Source organism: Streptoalloteichus hindustanus (assembly GCF_900129375.1).
Taxonomy (GTDB): domain Bacteria; phylum Actinomycetota; class Actinomycetes; order Mycobacteriales; family Pseudonocardiaceae; genus Streptoalloteichus; species Streptoalloteichus hindustanus.
On record NZ_FQVN01000001.1, the window covers coordinates 1,149,170 to 1,172,576 of the forward strand.

Genomic DNA, 23,407 nt, shown 5'->3' on the forward strand with positions numbered 1-23,407 from the left:
CCCACGCTCAGTTCGTCGCGTCGTCCAGGATCAGCGGCTTCACGTCGAGCTGCTCGGTGAGCACGCCGTACGTCCGCATCAGCTCGGCGACCCGCTGCAGCCGGCTGTGCTCCATCGTGGTCGGGAAGCTGCCCAGGTTGACCAGCTTCGCGTCCTCCTCCTCCATCTTGAGCTGCTCGACCAGCTGGGCCTCGACCTTCTTGCGGTCGGCCTGGGCCGCGGCCTGGGCCTTCTTCATCGCCCGCTGGAACGCCTTGACCGTCTTCGGGTTCTCCTGCGCGAACTTGGCGCCGGTGACGTAGCCGGCGATGGGCAGCTCGGAGGTCGGGCCGGTCATCGAGTCCATGACGACGGTGGCGCCGGTCTTGCGCTGGGCCTGGGTGGCGAACGGCTCGATCACCGAGGCCGCGTCGATCCTGCCCTGGGCCAGTGCCGCGGGCATGTCCGGGAACGGCATCTCGACGATGCTGATCTTGTCCTTGTCGGACTTGATGTCGTTGGCCTCGAGCACCGAGCGCAGGGTCAGCTCGTTGACGTTGTTCCTGGTGTTCACGGCGACGGTCTTGCCGGCGAGCTGCTTCGGCCCGTCGATGCCGCTGCCGGGCCGGGTCAGCACCATGAACATGCCGGGCCGGGCCTGGTAGGCGTCGGAGACGATCCGCATGTCGAAGGTCTTCTTCGCGTGCGCCTGGAAGAACGAGATCCAGTTGCCGAAGGAGATGTCCAGGGCCCCGGCGGTCAGCAGCGGCACCGCGTCGGAGCCGCCGTTCACGGTCTTGAGGTCGACCTCGAGGCCCTCCTCCTTGAAGTAGCCCTCCTTGATGGCGATGTGCACGGGGGCGACGTCAATGGCCTTCATGACGCCCAGGGTGATCTTGGCTTTCTCGACCTTGTCGTTGCCGCCCGAGGGCGCGGAGGAGCCGCCGAGCAGGCTGCAACCGGAGAGCGTGACGGTGAGCAGGGCAGCGGCGGCCGTGCTCAGGAACCTGCGCAGCTGGGGAGACCGGCTGGGGGAGCCGGAGCGTCGCACCATTTCTTCAGCACTCCCTGGGGGATGGGTTGTGCACCCTTTATTCAGCGGACGACCAAAATTACTAAAAGTTACTAGTTGTGACTTCAAGTAACTAGGTCGGGGAACATCCTATAGGGCAAGTTCGTATACCTTCCGTATGTGCGATCTCAAGATCTCGTTGCTTCCTCGCAGGTCAGCGTGACCAACTCGGGACCCGATCCGGTGAGTGCGACGAAGGTCGCGGTGATCGGCGCCGGGCCGGCCGGACTGATCGTGGCCAACTTGTTGCGAAAAGCGGGTGTCGACTGTGTTGTTGTCGAGCGACACACGCGCGCGTACGTGGAACAACGTCCACGGGCCGGGATGATCGAGCACCGGGTCGTGGAAATGCTGCGCCGGCACGGCTTGGCGGATCGCCTCGACCAAATGGCTGACGCGCATACGTCGTGTGAATTCCGCATTGACGGTCGCCGTCACGAGATCGACTACTCCGCGCTGTACGGCGGCCGGCGGCACTACGTCTATCCCCAGCAGGAGCTGGTGACCGACCTCGTGGCGGCGTTTCTCGGCACTGGTGGTGATCTTCGTTTTCAGGCGGAGGGCGTCCGGTTGCACGACCTGGACACCGAACGGCCCTCGGTCACCTACACCGACGCGGCCACCGGCCGGGCCGCCCGGATCGACTGCGACTTCGTGGCCGGCTGCGACGGCTTCCACGGCGTGAGCCGGGCCAGCGTCCCCGCCGGCGCGCTGACCGAGTACAGCCACCACCACGGCATCAACTGGTTGAGCGTCCTCGCGGCCGCCCCGCCCTCGACCAGGTCGGTCATCTACGCGATCCACCCCGACGGCTTCGCCGGGCACATGCTGCGCAGCAGCACGGTGAGCCGGTTCTACCTCCAGTGCCCGGTGGGCGACAGCGTCGACAACTGGCCCGACGAGCGGGTCTGGGCTGAGCTGCGCAAGCGGCTCGCCCTGCGGGACGAGCGGTGGACCCTCACCGAGGGGCCGATCACCGAGAAGCGCATGCTCGACATGCGCAGCTTCGTCGTCGAGCCGATGGGCCACGGCCGGCTCCACCTCGCCGGCGACGCCGCGCACGTCATCACCCCCGTCGGCGGCAAGGGGATGAACCTGGCCCTGCACGACGGGGAGCGGCTCGCCGAGGCGCTGGCGGCCCACTACGCGGGCTCGGACGCGCTGCTGGGCGCCTACTCGGAGACCTGCCTGCGCCGCGTCTGGCGCTGTCAGGAGTTCTCGCGGTGGATGACCGAGATGCTCCACGCGCCGGCCGGCGAGGGCGGCGCGTTCCAGCGCCGACTGGCGGTGGCTCGCCTGGAGCACATCCTCTCCTCCCCCGTCGCGGCGGCGGCCTTCGCCGAGGACTACCTGGGCCAGGACTGAGCCGGACCCGCCCGACCCGCCCGGCTCCCCGGTGGACGCGGGCGGGGCGCCCGGCCAGCGGCGCGGCCGGTCGGTCGCCCCGCGGTCGCGACCCCGCGGGTGGCGGCGATTCTCACCGAGGCCGCGCGCGACGGCCAGGGTCGAACGTCCACCCGCCGGCGGCGCGCCGGTCCGCCTCACCCCGGCGGAGGCGGCTCCCGACGCCACCGCGGCTCACCGCGGCTGCACGATCAGGTCCTTGGCCTCGACCTGCTGCTTGAGCACGCCGAACTCGAACAGCAGGTTCGGCACCCGCTGGAGCCGGCTGGGCTCCAGGCTCGTCGGGTAGCTGCCCAGCTTCATCAGGCGCGCGGTCTCGCCGTCGATGCCGGCGAACTTCTGCAGCTGCGCCTCGACCAGCGACCGGTCCGCCTCGGCCTCGGCCTGCGCCCTGGCCAGCGCGCGCTGGAAGGCCGCGACCACCTTCGGGTTCCGGTCCACGAAGTCGGCCCGCGCCCCGTAGCCGGACAGCGGCAGGCCCGCCGTCGGCCCGGTCGCGGTGTCGAACACCTCACGGGCGCCGATGTTCTTCGACGCCTTGGTCACGAACGGCTCGGCCAGCAGCGCCGCGTCCACGCTGCCCTGCTGCATCGCGGTCTCCATGTTCGGGAACGGCATCGGGACGAACGAGATGCTGGCGGGGTCCACCCCGTGCATCCGGGCGGCGGCCATCACGCTGACGTCGGAGATGCTGCCCGTGCTCGTCACCGCGACCTTGCGGCCGGTCAGGTCGCCCGGCTGCCGGACCGGGGAGTTCGGGGCGGCCATGAGCACCGCGGTGCCCGCCTTGGCGGCCAGCGCCTCGGCCACGATCCTGAGCTTGCCGGTGCCCTTCGCGGTCGCCGTGTAGAAGGGCGGGTACGTGCTGAAGGCGATGTCGATCCCGCCGCCCAGCAGCAGGGTGACCGCCTCCGGGCCGCTGGGCACGGGGCGGATCTCCACCTCCAGGCCCGCGGCCGAGAAGTAGCCGCGTTCCCGCGCCAGGTGCAGCGGGGCCACGTCGGCGACCGGCAACGCGCCGACCACGACCTTGTCCCGCTCCAGCCCCCGGTCGCCGGCGGCGCCGGGGCCGGTGTTCGTCGACCCGCCGAGCAAGCCGCAACCACTGAGAGTGACCGCAAGGGTCGCGGTGGTGAGCAATGTCGCGATTCGGCGGAGTCGACGTAACGCCGGACCCGTGCCGGCCGGCCCGAGTAAGGGCAAACCCGTCATGTGTTCACTCCACGTAGTGTCTCGTACGCCCAGAGTGGCGAAGCCACCCTAAACGCCGGTGGGGTCTTCACGACAGATGGATTTGGGTCGACAACGGCCCACTCTCGGTACCGGCTATTCGGCGGCCAGTCACCCGAAGGTGTTGCCCGATGTGAGTACACTCCGCCGCACTGGGGTGTCGGGCGCCACGTGGAACAGACCAGGGAGTGGAATGACTGATCCGAGGGCTGTGGCCGTGGCCGCCCCGCCCACCCCAGGATCGGGCGGGTCGACGCGGCCGGCAACCGGACGCGCCCCCGCGTCCGTGGCCGCCGCGCGCGTGCCCGTCCGGGATCCCCGCGGCTCCCTGTCGTTCCGGGTGACGACGCCCGGCTGTGCCGGCTCCGCTCAGGACCCGGCCCTTTTCAACCGCACCGCCGTGCTCGGCGGCGGTGCGACGTGGAGGACCTGTTAACCGTGGCCCGTCAGGACACCACCCCTTCGGGCAGCGCCGGTCAGGGCCCGGCGCGGCCGCCCGAGGACCACGAGGAGGCGCTCGCCGTCTCCGACACCGGCGCAGCCGAACCCCCCGCCGACGCCGCCGGCGACGAGCCCTCGCCCGAGGAGGCGGCGAGCGAGAAGCGTCCGCCCAAACGCGTGCGGTGGCGGCTGCGCAACTGGCACCTGCGCACGAAGATGGTCGCCGTCCTCCTGGTGCCGACCATCACCGCGTTGGTGCTCGGCGCCATCCACGTGAACGAGGACCTCGACGGCGCCGACCAGTTCGGCAAGTACGTCAAGCACGTCGAGCTGGCGGAGAAGGCCGCCGAGCTGGTCCAGGAACTGCAGCGCGAGCGCACGCTGGTCGCCACCTTCGTCGCCAGGCAGAACGGCAACCAGGGCGCCAAGGACCGGCCCCAGATGGACGCGCAGATCTCCAAGGTCGACGCCGCCGTCGGCAGCGTCAGCCGGGTCGCGGTGACCCTCGACGAGACGCACAGCGCCGTCAAGGAGCCGTTCCAGCGCGCCATGGACGGGCTGGGCACCCTCAAGGCGCTGCGGCAGGCCGCGGTGAGCAGCAAGTACCCGGACTCCGCGATCGTCACCCGCTACACCGACATCATCAACGGCCTCCTGGAGGCCAACCACGCCGCGGCCAACGCGACCTCCGGCACCGCCATCGCGCAGGTCGCCAGGGCCGCCGACGCCATCGGCCGCGCCAAGGAGCAGGTGTCCCAGCAGCACGCCCTGCTCCTCGTCGCCTCCGTCCGCGACAAGTTCCAGCCGGCCGAGCTGACCCTGGTCCGGGGCGCGGACGCCCGGTTCGAGGCCGCGCTGGCCGAGTTCAACAACGCCGCCACGCCGCAGCAGCGGATCCGCTACAACGACACCGTCAGCGGCCAGGACGTCGACCAGCGGCAGCGCATCAAGCAGACCGCCCTGGTCCGCGCCGAGCAGAACACGAAGCTGGAGGTCCAGGCCGAGGCCTGGGAGGCGGCCTCCTCCACCACCACCGCCTTCATCCGCGACGTGGAGCGGGCGCTGGCCACCGAGCTGCGGGAGACCGCCCAGGCCCTCGCCGACGACGCCCAGGCCCGCGCGCTGCGCAACTCCGCCCTGATCCTCTTCGTCCTGGCGCTCGCGGTCCTGCTGACCCTGGTCATCGCCCGGTCGCTGCTGCACCCGCTGAAGGTGCTGCGGGTCTCCGCCCTCGACGTGGCGCGCAAGCGCCTGCCCGAGGTCATCCAGACCATGCGGGACAGCGACAAGGAGGTCCCGGAGGTCAAGGTCGAGCCGGTCGCCGTGCACAGCACGGAGGAGATCGGCCAGGTCGCCCGCGCGTTCGACGACGTGCACAACACCGCCGTCCGCCTCGCCGCCGAGCAGGCCCTGCTGCGGGCGAACGTCAACGCGATGTTCGTCAACCTCTCCCGGCGCAGCCAGGCGCTGGTCGAGCGGCAGCTCAACCTCATCGACCGGCTGGAGCAGGACGAGCAGGACCCCGACCAGCTCGGCCACCTGTTCGAACTGGACCACCTCGCCACCCGGATGCGGCGCAACTCCGAGAACCTCCTGGTGCTCGCCGGCACCGACCTGACCCGCCGGCTCAGCCGGCCGGTCCCGGTCAGCGACGTCATCGGCGCCGCGGTGTCCGAGGTCGAGCAGTACGCGCGGATCGACGTCGCGCCCACCCCGGACCTGGCCGTCCAGGGCCGCGCCGTCAACGACCTCGTCCACCTCGTCGCCGAGCTGCTGGACAACGCCACCGCGTTCTCCGACCCCAACTCGCGGGTCAGCGTGCGCACCGCCCGCAGCCGGGGCGGCGAGCTGGTCGTCGAGATCACCGACCGCGGCGTGGGCATGCCCAACCAGGACCTGTCCGAGGCCAACGAGCGACTGGCCAACCCGCCCCGCGTCGACGTCGGCGTCTCCCGCCGCATGGGCCTGTACGTGGTCGCGCGGCTGGCCAAGCGGCACGAGATCAAGGTCCGGCTCCGCTCGGAGGAGCTGGAGGGCGGCCTCATCGCGCTGGTCGTCGTGCCGCGTGAGCTGATCGTGGAGCTGCGGCCCGAACCCGGTCCCGGCTCGATGCCCTCCGGCTCCGGCTCGACGTTCCCGCCGATCGGGACCACGACCGGCACCCTGCCGCCGACCCCGGTCCCGGCCGCCACGCCCGCGCCGCCGGCGCCCCCGCCCCCGGCCCCCCCGGCTCCGCCGAAGCCGGCCACCGCGACGGCCACGGGCTTCGCCCCGGTGAACGGGCTGCCCCCGGCGCCCGTCCAGGACGAGGAGCCGGTGCCGGCCGCCCCCGCGCGCCCGGCCGAGCCGGCCCAGCAGCCCCAGTTCGACCTGTCGGTGCGCGTCACCTCGGGCGACGGCGCCGACGACCCGGCGGCCGTGCCCCAGGTGAGCCCGGCGGCCCCCGCCGAGCGGCGGCCGGTGGCGCCGACCCCGGACACCCGCCCCGAACTGGAGCTCGAACTCGCCGACGGCGGCGCGGAGCCGCCGGTCGGGGAGGGCGGGCGGTGCGGTCCGCCGCCGGCCCCGCCCGGGCGGCCCGAGCCGGGCAGCCTGTTCTGGGCCGCCGAGACCACCACGCTCGACCCCGTGGATCTGGCCGCCCCGTCCGGTCAGGCAGAGCGGCCGACCGCGAACGCCGGGCCCGGCGTCGTGGCGGGCGGGACCGCCGAGACCGACGAGACCGCCAAGGAGGTCGAGCAGGACGTGGACGCGCCGACCGAGCGGCTGCCCATCTACGAGGCGGTGCTCACCCAGTGGTTCCAGAGCGTCGCCGACGAGCTGCCGACCGAGGGGGAGCCGCCCCGTCCGCAGGACACGCTGCGGTCCGACCCGCTCGGCCCGATCACCCGGACCACCCCGGCCCCGGCCCCGGCGGCGGAGCCGCCCGCGCCGGCCGCCGACCCGCTGCCCAAGCGCACCCCGCGCAAGCTGGGGGAGCCCGCGGGCGACCCGGCGGCGCCGGCCCGACCCAGCACCCGGCTGGGCCGGCCGCGCCCCGGCCAGCAGCTGCCCACCACGGCCCACGCCGACGCCGACGCCGGCCAGCCCGCCACCCCGGCGAGCTGGGGCTCCGGCGACGAGGGCTGGGCGGCCGCCAAGGCGCTGCTCAACCAGAGCACGGACGAGGTCACCTCGGCCGGCCTGCCCAAGCGGGTGCCCAAGGCCCACCTGGTGCCCGGCTCCGCCGCCCCCAAGCAGCAACAGCAGCCCAGCACGCCGTTGCTGCCGACGCCGCCCCGCTCCGCCGACGCGGTGCGCGGCCGGTTGTCCAGCTTCCAGCATGGTCTGCGTCGAGGCCGCCACCGGCTCGACGACCCGTCCGCGCCCGCGGGCGGGGAGACCCCCAGCCCGTCCCAGAGCCGTCATGACGAGGAGCAGGAGTGACCGCGTCCGTCCAGCAGCCTGGCAGCTTCGGTTGGTTGATCACGGACTTCGTCCGCAGGGTCCCCGGCGTCGCGCACGCCGTCGTGGTGTCCGCGGACGGGCTGCTGCTCGCCGGCTCCCAGGGCCTGCCGCTCGACCGGGCCGAGCAGCTTTCCGCCGTGGCCTCCGGCCTGGTGAGCCTCACCCAGGGCGCCGCCCGGTGCTTCGAGGCGGGGAACGTCGCGCAGACGGTGGTCGAGATGGAACGGGGCTACCTGTTCCTGATGTCCATCAGCGACGGCTCCTGCCTGGCCGTGCTCGCCGCGCCCAACTGCGACATCGGCCTGGTGGCCTACGAGATGACGTTGTTGGTGGAGCGTGTCGGCCAACAGCTGACACCGGAGCTTCGTGCCCAGCTGCAGGGCGGGGTGCGTCGATGACGTGGGGTTGGTGGGGGTGACGGTGGGATGAACACCGGTCCGGACTTCAGCGAGGGTCGTTTCGACTACCGCGACTGGGCGGCGAGCGGCTTCCGCTTCGACGGCTACGGCGAGCACGCCGACGGCGCCGACGACGCGGGGCACGAGACCGAGCTCGCGCGCGGGGACGGCCTGCCGTCCGCTCCGTCCACGCTGGACGGGTACGGCGGGGGGCTGTTCGGCGGCCCCGGCGCCGACCTGTTCGGCACCAGCGTGCCCGACTACCCGCCCACGGAGTCCGGCGAGCAGCCGGTCAACGAGTGGTCGGCGGTGGGGCCGTCCATCGACCCGGTCGAGGAGTCCGGATCCCTGGTCCGGCCCTACGCCCGGACCAGGGGCCGTACCCGGCCCGACTACGACCTCGCGATCGAGGCCCTGGTGTCGACCAGCGACCGTGGCCTGGACCGCGAGGCCGCGGTGCTCTCCGAGCACCGGTCCATCTGCGGGTTGTGCGTGGAGACCCGTTCGGTGGCCGAGATCGCCGCGCACCTGAGGCTCCCGCTCGGGGTGGTGCGGGTGCTGATCGGTGACATGGCTGGTCTCGGCTTGGTCATGATCCACGAGGGCGGCGTCGTGAGTGGGGACCGGCCGTCCCTCGCGTTCCTGGAGAGGGTGCTCAGTGGGCTCCGCAGGCTCTAACCGGCCGGACACCCGGCAAGCGACCACCTCGGCCAAGATCGTGGTGGCCGGTGGCTTCGGCGTCGGCAAGACGACCTTCGTCGGCTCGGTCTCCGAGATCGTCCCGCTGACCACCGAGGCGGTGATGACCGAGGCCAGCGTGGGCGTGGACGACCTGTCCGCCACGCCGGGCAAGGTCACCACCACGGTGGCCATGGACTTCGGTCGCGTCTCGCTCGACAGCGACCTCATCCTGTACCTGTTCGGCACCCCGGGCCAGCACCGCTTCTGGTTCATGTGGGACGACCTGGTCAAGGGCGCGATCGGCGCGGTGGTCCTCGTGGACACCCGCCGGCTCGCCGACGCGTTCGCCTCCATCGACTTCTTCGACGACCGCGGCCTGCCCTACATCGTCGGCGTGAACTGCTTCGACGGGCTGCTGCACCACCGGATCGAGGACGTCCGCGAGGCGCTCACGATCGACGAGTCGGTCCCGATCGTGACCTGCGACGCCCGGAGCCGCGAGTCCACCAAGCAGACGCTGATCACGCTGGTGGAGCACGCCATGCGGCGGTGGATGACCGCGAAGGCGGGCTGACCGCGCGAGTGACACCGTCCCCGGAACGCCCCTGACCGTCGGCGTTCCGGGGCTCCGGTCCGCCCGCCCGCCCACCCTCGTCTCGGCCGCGCCGCCCGCCCGGGTGCGGGCGGCTGCCCGGGCGTCGCTTCTCGTGGTGCTCCGGACGTCACGGCGACCCGTTTTCCTTGCCCAGCGGGCATTGTCAGGGCTCCCGGCCGCCCTGTGCCGGAAACGCGTCATGCCGAAGCCCCGGGCATGACTCCCGGCGCACACCTTCCGGCCGACACAGTCTTTTGCCCACTTCAGGCTTGAGTAATGGGGGAACCCCCACTTCCAACATCTCATGCGGGTCTGACAGGAACGGCCGACTCGCGATCACTCGGATGGGTGGAAAAGGAGCCGGGAAACCCGATGAGCGGATGTCGGGTTCGGTGGGCGCGCGGCCGCGGGAACGATCTGCGGGCGAAGCGCTCAACGCTTCGGCAGCCAAGAGCGAGGCCGAAAAAACATCGGTGTGCGGCGAGACGGGGCCGTCAGTTTTCGGAAAAGCGCCCTTTCGGCTGACGGTTATTCGGTCTCGTCGAGGAGTGCCGCCGTCATGATCCGGTGCAGCGGGTAACGCCGCAGGGCGCCCTGGGCGTCGTCGAACCCCTCCAGAACACCCCCGGCGACGTTGACCGGCTGGACGATCCGGTGCGAGGCGACACCGTGGGAGTCCACGAAACCCAGCCAGACCTTCCGCCCCTCCCGGGCCGCGCCCTGGAGGAGCGCGAGGGTCGCCGAGGTGCTCGCCGGCGTCCCGGTGCCGCGGATCGCGGCGCCCCGGGGGGCGCTGGCCGCGCGGTCCCCGGCCCGCATCTGCCGGACGAGCACCGACAACTGCTCGTCGCTGGGCCGGGCGGGCCGCGCCGGCCGGGCCGGGCGACCCCGGGCCGGGACGCGCCGACCGCTGGGGCGCAGGTCCAGGACCCGCCCGTCCGGCCCCTCGGCGGCCGGGGCGAACCCGGCGTCGCGGAGACCGTCGATCACCTCGACGAGGGCCAGCGGGCTGACCACCACGGTGGGCGCGATCCGCCGGAGCTCCAGCTGGGCCGCCACGGGGTGGGCCAGCACCTCGGCCAGGAGCACCGGGTCGTCGCAGCGCAGGAACGAGCCGGCCGCCCCGCCCCGGAGCCGACCGTGCCGGCGGGCCACGTCGTCGACCAGGTAGCTCAGCGACTGCGGCACCGGCGTGCGCGACCGGGTGCGGAACAGCTCGTGCAACTCGGCGGCGGTGCGCCCGGCGTCCAGCGCCCGGCGCACGCTCGCCTCGCCGACGCGGTACACGGTCGCGCCGCCGGTCGACTCCACGTCGGCGACCAGGGCGATCTCACCGGCCAACTCGGGCTCCAACGGGCCGGGCGCGACCACGGTCAGGTCGGGTTGCACGAGCACGTGGTCGACCGGAGCCGGCAACGCCTCGGCCATCCGGCGCGCCGCCTCGACCGCGCCGCCCTGCCCGTCGCCCTCGTCCGCCAGCAACGCGCGGCCGGCGGTGGTCAGCGCGCCGAACGCCAGCACCCCGACCGCCGCGCCCTCGTCCAGGGTCCAGCGGACCAGGTCGTCCCGGAGCCGACCGCCCCGGCGGGGCGCGCGCCAGGCCAGCACGGCGGCCAGCCCCTCGGGATCGCCGGCGGCCTCGCCCGGGGGCAGGTCGGCGAGCACGTCGAGCACCCGGCGCCGCTCCCGGGGGGCCACCGGGCGGCGCAGCTCGTCCGACAGGGGGTTGATCAGCCGCTCGCGCTCGTCGCGCAGCCCCACCAGGCCGGGCAGGCGCGGCAGGTCGAGCCAGGCCGAGGCGAGGGTCGCCCACCGCTGCTCCGGCACGGCCACGCACCAGGTGTCGGCCAGCGTGGTCGGGGTCCACTGGGGATCGACGCCGTCGCTGTCGGCCACCAGACCCGCGCCCACCGCCAGCTCGACCAGCAGCGCGGCCCTGCGCTCCTCGACGTCCAGGTCCTTGGCCAGCCGCCGCAGGTCGCGGACGCCGAGCCCGCCGGAGCGCAGCACCGGTGGGGGCTCATCGGACCACAGCCGGATCAGGGTTTCGGTGTTCCGCAACAGGTCCAGCGCCTCGTGCGCCGCCGTCGAGTCCACCGTGGACACCTTGTGCGACGAGGTGCGCAGCGCCGGCTGGTCCACCTCGACCGTCCCCAGTGGACGGTCGCCGCGCAGCGCGACGGCCACCTGTCTGGGCAGCTCGACGGTCTCGCCGTCCCGCCGGACCAACAACCCCCTGGCCAGCAGGCGCTGCACCGGCGTGGTGGCGCGCTCCAGCGGCACGACCTGCCCGGCGTCCCTGGTCCGACCGACCGGCGGGCCGGCGGCGAGCTTGTCCAGCAGCCGGCGCTCGGCGTCGTCCAGGCCGGCCAGCGCCGCGTCGAGGTCCACCTCGTCCAGTTGCGGGACCGGCCGGCCGAGACCGGCGGGGAACGGGCCGAGGGCCTCCCTGGCCGCCGGCACCACCGACAGCTCCGAGTCCGAGCCCCACACCAGCGCCTGCTCCCGCAGCGTGCTCAGCGCCTGACGCGTCCGGGCGGCGGGCACACCGCGCCCGAGGAGACGACCCACTGAGAGCAGCGCGGCGGGCTCCTGGTCGGCGTCGAGCACGAGCAGCGCGTCGAGCACCGCGAGGGTGAAGGCGTCGAGCCCCTCGCAGGCGCGCGCGACCGACGTCCGGATGCCGGCGCGGGTGGCCAGGACCGTGGTGTCGGCGGGGGGAGGGGTGGCCAAATCGGGGCGTGCGCGCAACAGGGCCGCGAGCGCGGAGTCGTCCTGCGCGCGCAGCCAGTCGGCGAGTGAGAGGCCGGGCATATCCCCACCACGGTATCCGCCGTCACGTCCCGTCGGGTCCACGGTCGGCGTCAGGCACACTGGACGGGGCGCGAGCGGCGGTGTTCGCCGAGGTCGCGTCGAGTAGGAGGGGCCCGTGCACGACGTGGCCCGAACGCTTCGAGGAGGAACGCGTGGCGAAGGCCCGGCGCACCGAGCGCACCGACCCGTCCTGGCCGGACCTGCCCAACGGCGAGCACCCGGTCACCGAGCTGGCCAGCCCGTTGCAGGGCGCGCTGTCCCCGTTCGGGGAGGTCACCTTCCCGCTGCCCAGCGACGAGGTGCCCTACCGGCACCCGGTCACCAAGATCAACCGCTGAATCCGCTTCGCGGAAGAACTCTTCCGTTCCGTAACGGGTTCCGCGGACTCGGGTGCGATCGCCCTCGGGCCGGGGACTAGGCTCTTCCCACGCTGAGCAGCACGAACGCGTAGGAGGGTGCGATGCCGGTCCCCGGCCCCGGGTACTCCATCACCATTCGACTGGAGGCAGCCCCGTCCGCGAGCGCGGCGGGCGAGCTGGCCAGCGCGGTGGGTCGGGTGGGCGGCGTCCTCACCGCCTTCGACGTCGTGGAGTCGCACAGCGACCGGATCGTCGTCGACATCACCTGCAACGCGCTGTCCGCCAACCACGCGCAGGACATCCAGGACGCGCTGGTCGCCCTGCCCGACGTGCGGGTGCGCAAGGTCTCCGACCGCACCTTCCTCATGCACCTCGGTGGCAAGATCGAGGTCAACTCCAAGGTCGCGCTGCGCAACCGGGACGACCTCTCCCGCGCCTACACCCCGGGTGTCGCCCGCGTCTGCCAGGCCATCGCGGCCAACCCCGAGGACGCCCGCCGGCTCACCATCAAGCGCAACACCGTGGCCGTGGTCACCGACGGCTCCGCCGTCCTCGGCCTGGGCAACATCGGCCCGGCCGCCGCCCTGCCCGTGATGGAGGGCAAGGCCGCGCTGTTCAAGAAGTTCGCCGGCGTCGACGCCTGGCCGGTGTGCCTGGACACCCAGGACACCGACGAGATCATCCGCGCGGTCGAGCTGATCGCCCCCGGCTACGGCGGCATCAACCTGGAGGACATCGCCGCCCCCCGGTGCTTCGAGATCGAGGCCCGGCTCCGGGAGAAGCTCGACATCCCGGTCTTCCACGACGACCAGCACGGCACCGCCATCGTCGTGGTCGCCGCCCTCCGCAACGCGCTGCGCGTGGTGGGCAAGGAGATCGGCGACTGCCGCATCGTGGTCTGCGGCGTGGGTGCCGCCGGCTCGGCCATCATCCGGCTGCTGCTCAAGCAGCAGCCCGGCGACGTCGTCGCGGTCGACATCGGCGGTGTCGTGCACGGCGGGCGCGACGACCTGGACCCCAACCGCCAGTGGATCGCGGCCAACACCAACAAGCAGGGCCTGACCGGTGACCTGCACAAGGCGCTCGTCGGCGCGGACGTGTTCATCGGCGTCTCCGCGCCCAACCTGTTCGGCGCCGACCAGGTCGCGACCATGGCCGAGCGCTCGATCGTGTTCGCGCTGGCCAACCCGGACCCGGAGATCGACCCGCTGGAGGCGCAGAAGCACGCCGCGGTCGTCGCCACCGGGCGCAGCGACTACCCGAACCAGATCAACAACGTGCTGGCCTTCCCCGGCGTCTTCCGCGGCCTGCTCGACGCGCACGCCCACCGGATCACCGACGACATGCTCGTCGCCGCGGCCAACGCCGTCGCCGACGTCGTCGACGCCGAGAAGCTCAACGCCTCGTTCATCGTGCCCAGCGTCTTCGACCCGCACGTGGCCAGCGCGGTCGCGGAAGCGGTGCGCGCCGTGGCGGTCCGCGAGAGCTGACCGGAGGAGAACGGCCACCGGGACCCGGTGGCCGTTCTCACAGCCCTTAAAGATGCATCAGAGATTCAGCTTTTCATAGGCTGCGCGCGTGCACCTGGCCCGCTTCACCGACCTGGCGCTCCGCGCGATCGTCCTGCTCGGCGCACGCCAGGACGGCCCCCGGCTCACCGTCGACGACGTCGCCAAGGCCGTGCACGCGCCCCGACACCACGTCGCCAAGGCCGTGCACCGCCTCGGCCAACTCGGCGTCCTGGAGACGGTGCGGGGCCGCGCCGGCGGCCTGGCACTGGCCGCGGGCGCCGCCAGCACCACGGTCGGCTGGCTCGTCCGCGAACTCGAAGGCACGGGTGAACTCGTCGACTGCGAGCAACCCCCGTGCCCGTTCCGCGGTGACTGCCGCCTCCGCCGAGCGCTCCGCACCGCCCAGCACGCGTTCCTCGCGGCCCTCGACGAGGTGACGATCGCCGACCTCATCGCCGGCACGAGCGTCCCCCTCCCACTCGCGCCCCCACCCCCACGATGAAGCGCCCGCACCCAGCCCCTGGGCGCTCTCGCCCAACCCCGCAGGCGGCCCACAACCCCGAGCCCCGCCTCACCTCTCGCGCACGGGCTGCACCGTCGCTCCTCCCGCCTCGCCCCTTTCCTTCCCCCCCCCGGGGGGGCTCCCCCCCGCCCCCTCCCCCCACCCCCGCCCCGCCCCTGAGTTGCGCCCTGGCTGTGTTTGCTGACGCGAACGTCAGGTTGTTCGTCCACGTCGAGATGTGAGGAGTTCCGTTGCTGTCGGAGGAGTCCGCCCGCGTCGTGCGGGCCACGGCCGAGGTCGTCGCGGCCCACGGCGAGCAGATCACCGCCCGGTTCTACGAGCGCATGTTCGCCGCGCGGCCCGAGATGCTCGACCTGTTCAACCGCGGGAGCCAGGCCAACGGTGAGCAGCGGCAGGCGCTGGCCGCCGCGGTGGTGGCCTTCGCCGGGCACGCGGCCGGACTGCGGCCGGTGCCGCTGGGCACCCTGTTGTCCCGGATCGCGCACAAGCACGCCTCCGTCGGCATCGCCCCCAATCAGTACGTCATCGTCGGCCGGCACCTGATGGCCGCGGTCGCCGAGGTCCTCGGTGACGCGGTCACCCCGGAGGTCGCCGCCGCCTGGGACGAGGTGTACTGGGCGTTCGCCTGCATGCTGGTCGCCGAGGAGGCCCGGCTGTACCAGCGGGCCGGCACCGGTTTCGAACGCCCGTTCCACCCGCACCGGGTGGTGCGGCGCGAGACGGAGACCGCCGACGTCGAGTCGTTCTGGCTGGAGCCCGAGTCCGGGCAGCCGGTCCAGCACCAGACGGGCCAGTACGTGAGCGTCGCCGTGCGGCTGCCGGACAACAGCCGGCAGATCCGGCAGTACACGATCAGCTCCGCGCCCGGCCGCGACCTGCTGCGGATCACGGTCAAGCGGCACCGCGAGGACGGGCAGCGCCCCGCCGGTCTCGTCTCGACCCAGCTGCACGACCACGTGCGCGCCGGTGACCGGCTCCTGGTCTCACCTCCCTTCGGAGACGTCGTCCTTCCCCCGGGCGACAGCCCGCTCCTGCTCGTGACCGCCGGCATCGGGATCACTCCCGCCGCCGCCGTCCTCGACGATCTGACCGCCCGCGCCAGCGACCGCGAGGTGGTCGTGGCCCACGCCGACCGCTCCCCGGCCAGCCACGCGCTCTCGGCCGAGCTGCTCGCCGCCGCCTCCCGGCTGCCCCGGCACACCGTCCAGCTCTGGTACGAGGCCGACCACGTCGCGGCTGACGTCCCGGCCGGCACGGAGGTCCGGTCGGGCCGCATCGACCCCGCAGAGCTGCGGGTGCCGGACGGGGCTCGCGCCGTGCTCTGCGGTCCACTGCCCTTCATGCGTCAGGTGCGCCGTGGCCTGCTCGACCGGGGCGTGCCCGCCGACCGCATCCACTACGAGGTCTTCGGCGCGGACGCCTGGCTGCCCCGGGCCACCTCGACCGCACCAGTCGGGTGACCGCCGTCAGCCGGCCCTCTAGCATCGCGGCATGGGTGAAGGGCTGACCCACGTCGACGAGGGCGGCGCGGCGCGGATGGTGGATGTCACCGGTAAGGCGCCGACCGCCAGGACCGCCGTGGCCACCGGGGTGCTGCGGACCACCACCGAGGTGGTCGAGTTGCTCCGCCGGGACGGCCTGCCCAAGGGCGACGCCCTGGCCACCGCCAGGATCGCCGGGATCATGGCGGCCAAGCGCACGCCCGACCTGGTGCCGCTGTGCCACCCCATCGCGCTGTCCGGGGTGGCCGTCGAGCTGGTCGCGGCGGACGCCGAGGTGCGGATCACCGCGACGGTGCGGACCACCGACCGCACCGGGGTCGAGATGGAGGCGCTCACCGCGGTGGCGGTGGCCGGGTTGACCCTGCACGACATGGTCAAGGCGGTCGACCCGGCGGCCGTCCTGGACGCCGTGCGGGTCGAGCGCAAGGACGGTGGGAAGGCGGGCACGTGGACCAGACCGCAGGACCGGTGAGCCGGGAGCGCCTCGCCCGGGTCGTGGTGGCCTCCCACCGGGCCAGCGCGGGGGTGTACGCGGACCGCACGGGGCCGATCATCGCTGCCTGGCTGCGGGAGCGCGGGTACCAGGTCGACGAGCCGGTCGTCGTGCCCGACGGCGATCCGGTGGGCGTCGCGCTGCGGGCCGCCGTCGCGGCGGGCGTGGACGTGGTGGTCACGACCGGCGGCACCGGCGTCAGCCCCACGGACCGCACCCCGGAGGTCACCAGGGCGGTGCTCGACTACGAGGTGCCGGGGCTCGCCGACGCCGTCCGCGCGGCCGGTCTGCCCGCGGTCCCCACCGCCGTGCTCTCCCGAGGGGTCGCGGGCGTGGCCGGCCGGACCCTGGTGGTCAACCTGCCCGGCTCCACCGGCGGGGTGAAGGACGGGCTCGGGGTCCTGGCCGGCGTGCTGGACCACGTGGTGGACCAGCTCCGGGGCGGTGACCACGACCGGTCGGGTCCCGCGGCGCCGGCGGGCCGGGAGCCCGCCGCCGTCCTGCGGGCCGAGGTCGTGGACGTGCCGCTCGACGTCGACGAGCACGCCCGGCTGGTGGCGAACCGGGCCGCCGGCGCGGTGGTGACCTTCGCCGGCGTCGTCCGCGACCACGACCACGGGCGGGGCGTGCGCGAGCTGGAGTACAGCGGCCACCCCACCGCCTCGGAGGTCATCACCGAGGTCGCGGCCGACGTCGCGGCCCGCCACCCCGGTCTGCGGGCCGTCGCGGTCAGCCACCGCGTGGGGATGTTGGCGATCGGCGACGTGGCCCTGGCCTGCGCCGTGGCGGCGGAGCACCGCAGGGAGGCGTTCCTCGCCTGCGCCGAGCTGGTCGACGAGGTCAAGGCCCGGCTGCCGATCTGGAAGCGGCAGCTGTTCGACGACGGCGCGGAGGAATGGGTCAACTGCCCCTGAGTCAACTGTCCCCGGGTCGCGGGCCGGCCGGGAGGCGGGTTGGACGTCGGGCTGGCGTGCCGTGGTGATGTTCATGCCAGTGACGGTAGGGACTCGGGGCGTGGGCGCACGGCGAAAACCGGTGGTCGCCGGCGTGTCCAGCGAATCTGACGGCTGGGGGAGCGCTGCCGGACACCTGCGGTGCGGTTTTCTGCGCACGGTGTGCGAAATCCCGGGCCGGTGGACGGCCCAGGCGTGGACGTGACAGGACCCCGGTCGGGTCCGGGGGACGACCCGACCGGGGTCCTGCTCAGCTCCTCCCGCCCCTGACCGGGGCGGGACGGGTCAGCGCACGTCGAGCTGCTGGCCCGGGAAGATCAGGTTCGCGTTGGGCACGACGTCCTTGTTGCGCTCGTACAGGGCGTGCCACCCGCCCTGGACGCCGAGCTTCTCGGCGATGCCGGACAGGGTGTCGCCGGCGACCACGGTGTAGTCGGCGCCGTTCTTCTGGACAGGCGCGGCCGGAGCGGCGGGCTTGGGCGCCGCCTTCTGCGGAGCGACCGGCTTCGAAGCGGCCTTCTGCGGCGTCGCCGCCTTCGGCGCGGACTTGGGCGCGGCCTTCTGCGGGGCCGCCTTCGGCGCGGCGGCCGCCTGGCCACCACGCAGGCCCAGCTTGTTGGTGCACGCGGGCCACGCGCCCCAGCCCTGGCCCTGCAGGACCCGCTCCGCCACGGCGATCTGCTGCTGGCGGCTGGCCTGGTGGGCGTTCGGCGCGTACTGGCCGCCGCCGTAGGCCTTCCAGGTGCTCGGGGTGAACTGCAGGCCGCCGGAGAAGCCGTTGCCGGTGTTGGTGTTCCAGTTGCCACCGGCCTCGCACTGCGCCAGGGCGTCCCAGGTGGACTCCGGCGCGGCGTTGGCGGTGCCCGCCAGGGCGACCGGGGTGCCGATCACGACGCCGGCGAGGGCCAGACGCGCGATGTGCTTGCCAGCGGCCGACGGTTTGCGGTGCTTGCCTCGATAGGAAGCCATGTCCCTCTCTCCGTACCTGCACCTGCGAGGTGAGCTGTCGGGTTCGGGCTGGAGGGCAGCCCGGCCGGCTGGTGCCGGCTTCACCCCAAGGGCGCTGGGTTGCGCCCGGAGGTGGTTCCCCCGCCCCTGTCCGGTTGTTCCGCTCGGGGTTCGGAGCCCGCTGGACAGGGTTCGGTGCACGGGCTCCAGCTCCTTGCTTGGTCGGTCGGGGCCGACCGGAATGCGACGCTAAGTGACCGAGAGCGGTTTTGCGAACCCTCTGAGCCGTGACGCTCGTCACAGTAACGTTCCGACTTCCGAAAACGATCATCGGTGTTTTCGCAGGTCAGATGGCCGTTATCGGGTCGTTTCCAACCTGAGATCGATCACTGAGAGTGATGTTTGGGTTCTGGTGACTACGACGTCCGGCGGGGCGGCGAGTACGCACCGTGCTCGTGAGCGTGATCACACGGAGTGGGCGGAAGATCCCGAATTGGGGGAATTGTCCGAAAGGAGCAAGTCCCGGATCCGTGGACTGGACATCCGGGTGGCCCCGCCCCGCCTCGCCAGATCATGGCCTTCGCCGGTCACCGGGTGGTTCCGCCCCCGGGGCGGATCGCCTGAACGGGTGGGGTGGACTCGGCGGGTCGTGGGAGGGTGGCGCCACCCTGCGTCGTTGCGGGGCCTAACGCGAACCGGCGAGGGCGCTGGGCCGAACGGACGGGGAGAGGAACCCGGCGAGCCCGGCGAGGTCATCGCTACCCAGATGGTCGACGCCGGCGGCCCGCAGTTCGCGCCACACCGCCTCCCGCGCGGCGCCCGGCGCGTCCGGCGTCGCCCAGAACCGCACCCGCCGGCCCTCCGCGTGCGCCGTCCGCACGTGCTCGCGCAGCGCCGCCCGCTCCTCCGCCGGCATCGCGCCCTCGCCGCGCCAGTCGAACAGGCTGGTCCAGTCGGCGCTGACCAGCGGGACGAGCGTGGCCGGGAGGCCGGAGCCGAGGTCGGCCGGCCGGCCGTCGAGGAAGGCGAACCGGTCCGCCTGGCCCGCGACCGCCTCCCGGGACTGACGCCCGCTGAGCACGATCGTGACCGGCCCCCGCCGCACCACTCCGTTGGCGTAGTGCGTGAACAGACCGGCGTAGCGCGGGTCGCGCACGGCGCTGTCCAGCCACCGGTAGCCGTCGCGCTCGTTGAACTTGATGTCGACGAGCAGCTGGAACTCGCCGTCCCAGCCGGGCAGCACCCGGCCGCCGTTGGCCGCGACCCGCTGCCGCAACGGCTCCAGGTAGAGGGACTGGAGCGTGCGCTCCGGCCGGACGTCCCACGGGTAGTGCCCGATGTAGAGGTGGCCGAACGCCGGGTAGATGTCCGCCTCGACGCTGGTGAAACCGCGGTCGAGCGCGTCGAACAACGGGCGCGCGTGCTGGTAGTCGTTGTGCGCGTGCGCGTTCGGCAGGACCGGCGCGGCCGCGTGCGCGGGCGTCGGCCCGGTCAGCAGGACCGTCGCCACCAGGGCGAGCAGGGCGCCGAAGAGCGACTTCCGGCCGGCCACGGCTCACCTCCAGTGATCAACAACACCGCGCAGGGGCCACACGTTAGCGGCACGCAGTCAGCGAGTGATCACCGGGGGTGAACAAGGAGGGGAAGGGTGGGTGAAGGCCCGGTGCGGTCGTCACCGCCGGGCGGGCGTGGTCGATCGGCCCCGGAGCGGGCGGGGCTGGGGGAGGGAGAGCGGGCTCAGCCGCCGGCGAAGGGGGGCAGCACGTCGAGCTCCACGCCGTCGGGCACGGGAGTCCCGCGGTCGCGTACCGCCGTGCCGTCCAGCAGGAAGCTGCACGCGGCCAGCACGCGCGCGATCTGGTCGCCCCGCCGGCGCGTGAGGTCGGCGAGGACGTCGTCCACCGTGCTGCCCGCGGGCAGCACCACGACCTCCTCCGGGGTCCCGGCGGCCGCGCGGGCACCGGCGAAGTAGCGGACGGTCACCCGGGTCGACGTCGGCTGCTCCGCCAACTCTCAACCTCCGATTGCGCTCATGGGCCGGTCCGGTTGGGTGAACCCGGCCTCGGTGATCCCGTGGCCGGCGGCCTTGCCCCACATCGCGCCCCGCCACAGCTCGGCCAGCTCCTCGTCGGACGCGCCCGCGCGCAGCGCGCCGCGCAGGTCGGTCTCGGAGCGGGCGAACAGGCAGGTGCGGAGCTGACCGTCCGCGGTCAGCCGGGTCCGGTCGCAGGTGGCGCAGAACGGCCGGGTGACGGAGGCGATCACACCCACCACGCCGGGGCCGTCGTCGACCACCCACCGCTCGGCCGGCGCGGAGCCCCGTTCCGAGGGGTCCGGCGTCAGCCGGTGCGTGGTCCGCAGGGCGGCGAGGATCTCCTCGGCGGTGATCATCGCTGTCCGGTCCCACCCGTGCTGGGGGTCCAGCGGCATCTGCTCGATGAAGCGGAGCTGGTAGCCGTGGGCGAGGCAGAAGTCCAGCAGTGCGCCCACCTCGTCGTCGTTGACGCCGCGCAGCAGCACCGCGTTGACCTTCACCGGCTCCAGGCCGGCCGTCCGCGCCGCCGCCAGCCCGGCGAGGACGTCGTCCAGCCGGTCCCGGCGGGAGATCGTCCGGAAGCGGTCGGGGCGCAGCGTGTCCAGGGAGACGTTGATCCGGTCCAGCCCGGCGGCGACCAGCCCGTCGACCCGCCTGGTCAGCCCGAGCCCGTTCGTGGTCAGCGAGACGGACGGCCGGGGCAGGAGCCCGGCCGTGGCGGCCACGATCTGCTCCAGGTCGCGGCGCAGCAGCGGCTCGCCGCCGGTGAACCGGACCTCGGTGATCCCCAGCAGCTCCACGGCGACGCGGATCAGCCGGCTCAGCTCGCCCGCGGTGAGCAGCGCCGAGGTCGGCAACCAGTCCATCCCCTCGGCCGGCATGCAGTAGGTGCACCGCAGGTTGCACCGGTCGGTCAGGGAGACCCGGAGATCGGTGGCCGTCCGGCCGAACCGGTCCACCAGGGTGGGACTGTCCGGGCGTCCGCCCGGCCCCGGGGCGCGGCTCGTGCTGCGCAGGGCCGGCCACCCGAGGTGCACCGCGGTCACACGGTCGAGGGTAGCCCTCGTGGCCAGTCCTTCCTCCCTCCCGACGGCTGGGGAACAGATGGTGTCCGCGTGGGTTGCGTCACCCGGTCGGCTGGGCGGTGGGACGCCCTTCTCGGCGGTCACCGCGGGCGTCCGCGCGCGGATACGCTGATTTCTTTCCCGCAAGTGACTCGGCCTTCGAGCCTCTTGGGAACCGAGATGACGGAGGTGGGCCTGGTGGCCGGTGGTGGTTCGACGGAGGGCACACGCACGGCCGAGGCCGTGCGCCGGGTGTCGGAGCTCGGGCGGTCCATGGGATCGGCGACGGTCATGTTCCACACCCAGGTCGCCGAGCGGCTGGGTGTCTCGCCCACCGACCACAAGTGTCTCGACCTCGTCGTCCAGGCCCGCGTGCCGATCACCGCCGGCCGGCTGGCCGAGCTGTCCGGGCTGTCCACCGGTGCGGTGACCGGCGTGGTCGACCGGCTGGAGCGGGCCGGGTTCGTGCGGCGGGTGCGCGACCCCCAGGACCGGCGCAAGGTTCTGGTGGAGCCGACCGGCACGCACGTCCGGATCGCGACCGGCCTGTTCGACGGCGTGCGCCGGGGCGTGGCCGAGCTCGTCGCGCAGTACGACGAGCGCCAGCTCGCCGCGGTGGAGGGCTTCCTGGAGACGATGACCGAGGTCCTGCGGCGCGAGACGGCGCGGCTGGGGGAGCTTCCGCCGGCCACCCGGCGCTGACCCGGGGGCCATCAGGAGAGGGTCTCCCGGAGCCTTCCGCAGGAGCGGAGATACACGCGGTGCCTGTTCCGCGTCTGCGGTCCTAGACTCCCGGACATGCCGCAGTACCGGATCGCCGAAGCCGCTGGGCTGCTCGGGGTCAGTGACGACACGGTGCGCCGATGGGTGGACGGCGGCCAGCTCGGCGCGAGTCGCGACGGCGCGGGCCGCATGGTCCTCGACGGCGCCGAGCTGGCCGCGTTCGCCAGGGTGCAGGCACGGGCGACCCCGGACCCCTCCGGCGTGGGCCGCTCGGCCCGCAACCGGTTCGTCGGGCTGGTCACCGACGTCGTGGCGGACCGGGTGATGGCCCAGGTCGAGCTCCAGTGCGGCCCGCACCGCGTGGTCTCCCTGATGAGCACGGAGGCGGTCGAGGAACTGGGCCTGCGCCCCGGAGTGCTCGCGGTCGCGGTGGTCAAGTCGACCCAGGTGGTCGTGGAGACGCCGGGCGGCGCGTCGTGAGGGCCCGCGCGCTGCTCCCGACGCTCGTCGCGCTCGTCGTGGCCGTCGCGGCCTGCGGGTCGGACGCCGGCCGCGCCGCGCCCCGCCGGACCGTCACCGTCCTCGCCGCGGCGTCGCTGACCGAGGTCTTCGGGCGGTTGGAGCAGCGGTTCGAGGCCGACCACCCCGGCGTCGACGTCCGGCTCAGCTACGGCGGCTCCTCCGACCTGGCCCAGCAGATCGTCAACGGCGCGCCGGCCGACGTGTTCGCCGCGGCCAACACGGCCACGATGGACACCGTCGCGAAGGCGGGCCTGGCCGGGAAGCCCCAGGTGTTCGCCACCAACGAGCTGCGGATCGCGGTGCGGGAGGACAACCCGGGGAAGGTCGGCTCGCTCGCCGATCTGGCCAGGGACGGCCTCGTCCTCGTGGTGTGCGCGCCGCAGGTGCCCTGCGGGGCGGCCACGGCGAAGGTCACGCGCGACGCGGGTGTGCGGCTGCGGCCGTCGAGCGAGGAACCCGACGTCAAGTCGGTGCTGGGCAAGGTCGTGGCCGGCGAGGCCGACGCCGGTCTGGTCTACGTCACCGACGTCCACGCGCGGAAGGACAAGGTGCGGGGGATCGCCTTCCCGGAGGCGGCCAACGCCCGCAACGACTACCCGATCACGGTGCTGGACCGGGCGCCCGAGGCCGACCTCGCCCGCCAGTTCGTCGAGCTGGTGCGCGGGCAGGCCGGCCGCGAGGCGTTGACCGCCGCCGGGTTCCAGGTGCCCTAG

Annotated in this window: 21 protein-coding genes and 1 riboswitch; of the genes, 14 read left to right on the forward strand and 7 right to left on the reverse strand. The window is 73.3% G+C overall.

Annotation, left to right across the window (positions count from 1 at the left end):
• Positions 1-7: 7 nt before the first annotated feature.
• On the reverse strand, positions 8-1,033 hold the full coding sequence (locus tag BUE43_RS05400; RefSeq protein WP_073480098.1) for an ABC transporter substrate-binding protein: 1,026 nt from the start codon (positions 1,031-1,033) through the stop codon (positions 8-10).
• A 201-nt stretch (positions 1,034-1,234) separates the two neighbouring features.
• Here BUE43_RS05400 and BUE43_RS05405 point away from each other — a divergent pair, with 201 nt between their 5' ends.
• Entirely contained in the window at positions 1,235-2,416 is a 1,182-nt protein-coding gene (locus BUE43_RS05405) for a 4-hydroxybenzoate 3-monooxygenase (protein WP_200797354.1), read from the forward strand.
• A gap of 213 nt (positions 2,417-2,629) precedes the next feature.
• Here BUE43_RS05405 and BUE43_RS05410 read toward each other — a convergent pair whose 3' ends face one another.
• Complete coding sequence (locus BUE43_RS05410) at positions 2,630-3,550, reverse strand: ABC transporter substrate-binding protein (protein ID WP_159447689.1); 921 nt, start codon at positions 3,548-3,550, stop codon at positions 2,630-2,632.
• Positions 3,551-4,105: 555 nt separating this feature from the next.
• Between BUE43_RS05410 and BUE43_RS05415 the strand changes: the two genes are divergently transcribed.
• The 4 genes from BUE43_RS05415 to BUE43_RS05430 are packed head-to-tail and all read left to right on the forward strand — an operon-like array spanning position 4,106 to position 9,226.
• On the forward strand, positions 4,106-7,552 hold the full coding sequence (locus tag BUE43_RS05415) for a sensor histidine kinase (protein WP_143173941.1): 3,447 nt from the start codon (positions 4,106-4,108) through the stop codon (positions 7,550-7,552).
• Positions 7,549-7,971 carry a roadblock/LC7 domain-containing protein gene (locus BUE43_RS05420; protein ID WP_073480102.1) on the forward strand — a complete coding sequence of 141 codons (423 nt, stop codon included), beginning with the start codon at positions 7,549-7,551 and terminating at the stop codon, positions 7,969-7,971. Before BUE43_RS05415 ends, BUE43_RS05420 begins: the two co-directional genes overlap by 4 nt.
• A gap of 27 nt (positions 7,972-7,998) precedes the next feature.
• On the forward strand, positions 7,999-8,649 hold the full coding sequence (locus BUE43_RS05425; RefSeq protein ID WP_073480103.1) for a DUF742 domain-containing protein: 651 nt from the start codon (positions 7,999-8,001) through the stop codon (positions 8,647-8,649).
• Entirely contained in the window at positions 8,630-9,226 is a 597-nt protein-coding gene (locus BUE43_RS05430) for a GTP-binding protein (protein ID WP_073480104.1), read from the forward strand. The genes BUE43_RS05425 and BUE43_RS05430 overlap by 20 nt, the downstream gene beginning before the upstream one ends.
• Positions 9,227-9,775: 549 nt before the next feature.
• Here BUE43_RS05430 and BUE43_RS05435 read toward each other — a convergent pair.
• Positions 9,776-12,061 carry a helicase-associated domain-containing protein gene (locus tag BUE43_RS05435; RefSeq protein WP_073480105.1) on the reverse strand — a complete coding sequence of 762 codons (2,286 nt, stop codon included), beginning with the start codon at positions 12,059-12,061 and terminating at the stop codon, positions 9,776-9,778.
• 152 nt (positions 12,062-12,213) lie between these two features.
• Between BUE43_RS05435 and BUE43_RS05440 the strand changes: the two genes are divergently transcribed.
• The 6 genes from BUE43_RS05440 (at position 12,214) to BUE43_RS05465 (ending at position 17,363) form a co-directional block, all read left to right on the forward strand.
• Positions 12,214-12,399, forward strand: a complete 186-nt coding sequence (locus BUE43_RS05440) for a hypothetical protein (protein WP_073480106.1) — start codon at positions 12,214-12,216, stop codon at positions 12,397-12,399.
• A gap of 122 nt (positions 12,400-12,521) precedes the next feature.
• Complete coding sequence (locus BUE43_RS05445) at positions 12,522-13,910, forward strand: NAD-dependent malic enzyme (RefSeq protein ID WP_073480107.1); 1,389 nt, start codon at positions 12,522-12,524, stop codon at positions 13,908-13,910.
• An 88-nt stretch (positions 13,911-13,998) separates the two neighbouring features.
• Positions 13,999-14,433 (forward strand): RrF2 family transcriptional regulator, encoded by a 435-nt coding sequence (locus BUE43_RS05450; protein ID WP_073480108.1) that lies wholly within the window; start codon positions 13,999-14,001, stop codon positions 14,431-14,433.
• Between the two features lie 251 nt (positions 14,434-14,684).
• Positions 14,685-15,914 (forward strand): globin domain-containing protein, encoded by a 1,230-nt coding sequence (locus BUE43_RS05455; protein ID WP_073480109.1) that lies wholly within the window; start codon positions 14,685-14,687, stop codon positions 15,912-15,914.
• A gap of 31 nt (positions 15,915-15,945) precedes the next feature.
• Complete coding sequence (gene moaC, locus BUE43_RS05460) at positions 15,946-16,428, forward strand: cyclic pyranopterin monophosphate synthase MoaC (RefSeq protein ID WP_073480110.1); 483 nt, start codon at positions 15,946-15,948, stop codon at positions 16,426-16,428.
• Positions 16,404-17,363: a molybdenum cofactor biosynthesis protein MoaE gene (locus BUE43_RS05465; RefSeq protein WP_234995541.1), complete on the forward strand. Its 960-nt coding sequence runs from the start codon at positions 16,404-16,406 to the stop codon at positions 17,361-17,363. The genes moaC and BUE43_RS05465 overlap by 25 nt, the downstream gene beginning before the upstream one ends.
• A 324-nt stretch (positions 17,364-17,687) precedes the next feature.
• Here the strand turns inward: BUE43_RS05465 and BUE43_RS05470 are convergent, their stop codons facing one another.
• From BUE43_RS05470 to moaA, 4 genes are all read right to left on the reverse strand, one after another.
• A complete protein-coding gene (locus BUE43_RS05470) occupies positions 17,688-18,371 on the reverse strand; it encodes a LysM peptidoglycan-binding domain-containing protein (protein WP_073480111.1) in 684 nt (227 codons plus the stop codon).
• A 4-nt stretch (positions 18,372-18,375) separates the two neighbouring features.
• A riboswitch (cyclic di-AMP (ydaO/yuaA leader) is annotated at positions 18,376-18,537 on the reverse strand.
• A 498-nt stretch (positions 18,538-19,035) separates the two neighbouring features.
• On the reverse strand, positions 19,036-19,902 hold the full coding sequence (locus tag BUE43_RS05475; protein WP_234995542.1) for a phosphatidylinositol-specific phospholipase C/glycerophosphodiester phosphodiesterase family protein: 867 nt from the start codon (positions 19,900-19,902) through the stop codon (positions 19,036-19,038).
• Positions 19,903-20,087: 185 nt separating this feature from the next.
• Positions 20,088-20,360 carry a MoaD/ThiS family protein gene (locus BUE43_RS05480; protein ID WP_073480112.1) on the reverse strand — a complete coding sequence of 91 codons (273 nt, stop codon included), beginning with the start codon at positions 20,358-20,360 and terminating at the stop codon, positions 20,088-20,090.
• Between the two features lie 3 nt (positions 20,361-20,363).
• On the reverse strand, positions 20,364-21,422 hold the full coding sequence (gene moaA / locus BUE43_RS05485; RefSeq protein WP_234995568.1) for a GTP 3',8-cyclase MoaA: 1,059 nt from the start codon (positions 21,420-21,422) through the stop codon (positions 20,364-20,366).
• Between the two features lie 207 nt (positions 21,423-21,629).
• On the opposite strand from moaA, the gene BUE43_RS05490 reads away from it, so the two are divergent.
• The 3 genes from BUE43_RS05490 to modA all read left to right on the forward strand — a co-directional run bounded on the left by BUE43_RS05490 (position 21,630) and on the right by modA (position 23,407).
• Complete coding sequence (locus BUE43_RS05490; protein WP_083959318.1) at positions 21,630-22,151, forward strand: MarR family winged helix-turn-helix transcriptional regulator; 522 nt, start codon at positions 21,630-21,632, stop codon at positions 22,149-22,151.
• 96 nt (positions 22,152-22,247) lie between these two features.
• Positions 22,248-22,652, forward strand: coding sequence for a TOBE domain-containing protein (locus BUE43_RS05495; protein WP_073480114.1), 405 nt, complete (start codon positions 22,248-22,250; stop codon positions 22,650-22,652).
• On the forward strand, positions 22,649-23,407 hold the full coding sequence (gene modA / locus BUE43_RS33270) for a molybdate ABC transporter substrate-binding protein (protein WP_073480115.1): 759 nt from the start codon (positions 22,649-22,651) through the stop codon (positions 23,405-23,407). The genes BUE43_RS05495 and modA overlap by 4 nt, the downstream gene beginning before the upstream one ends.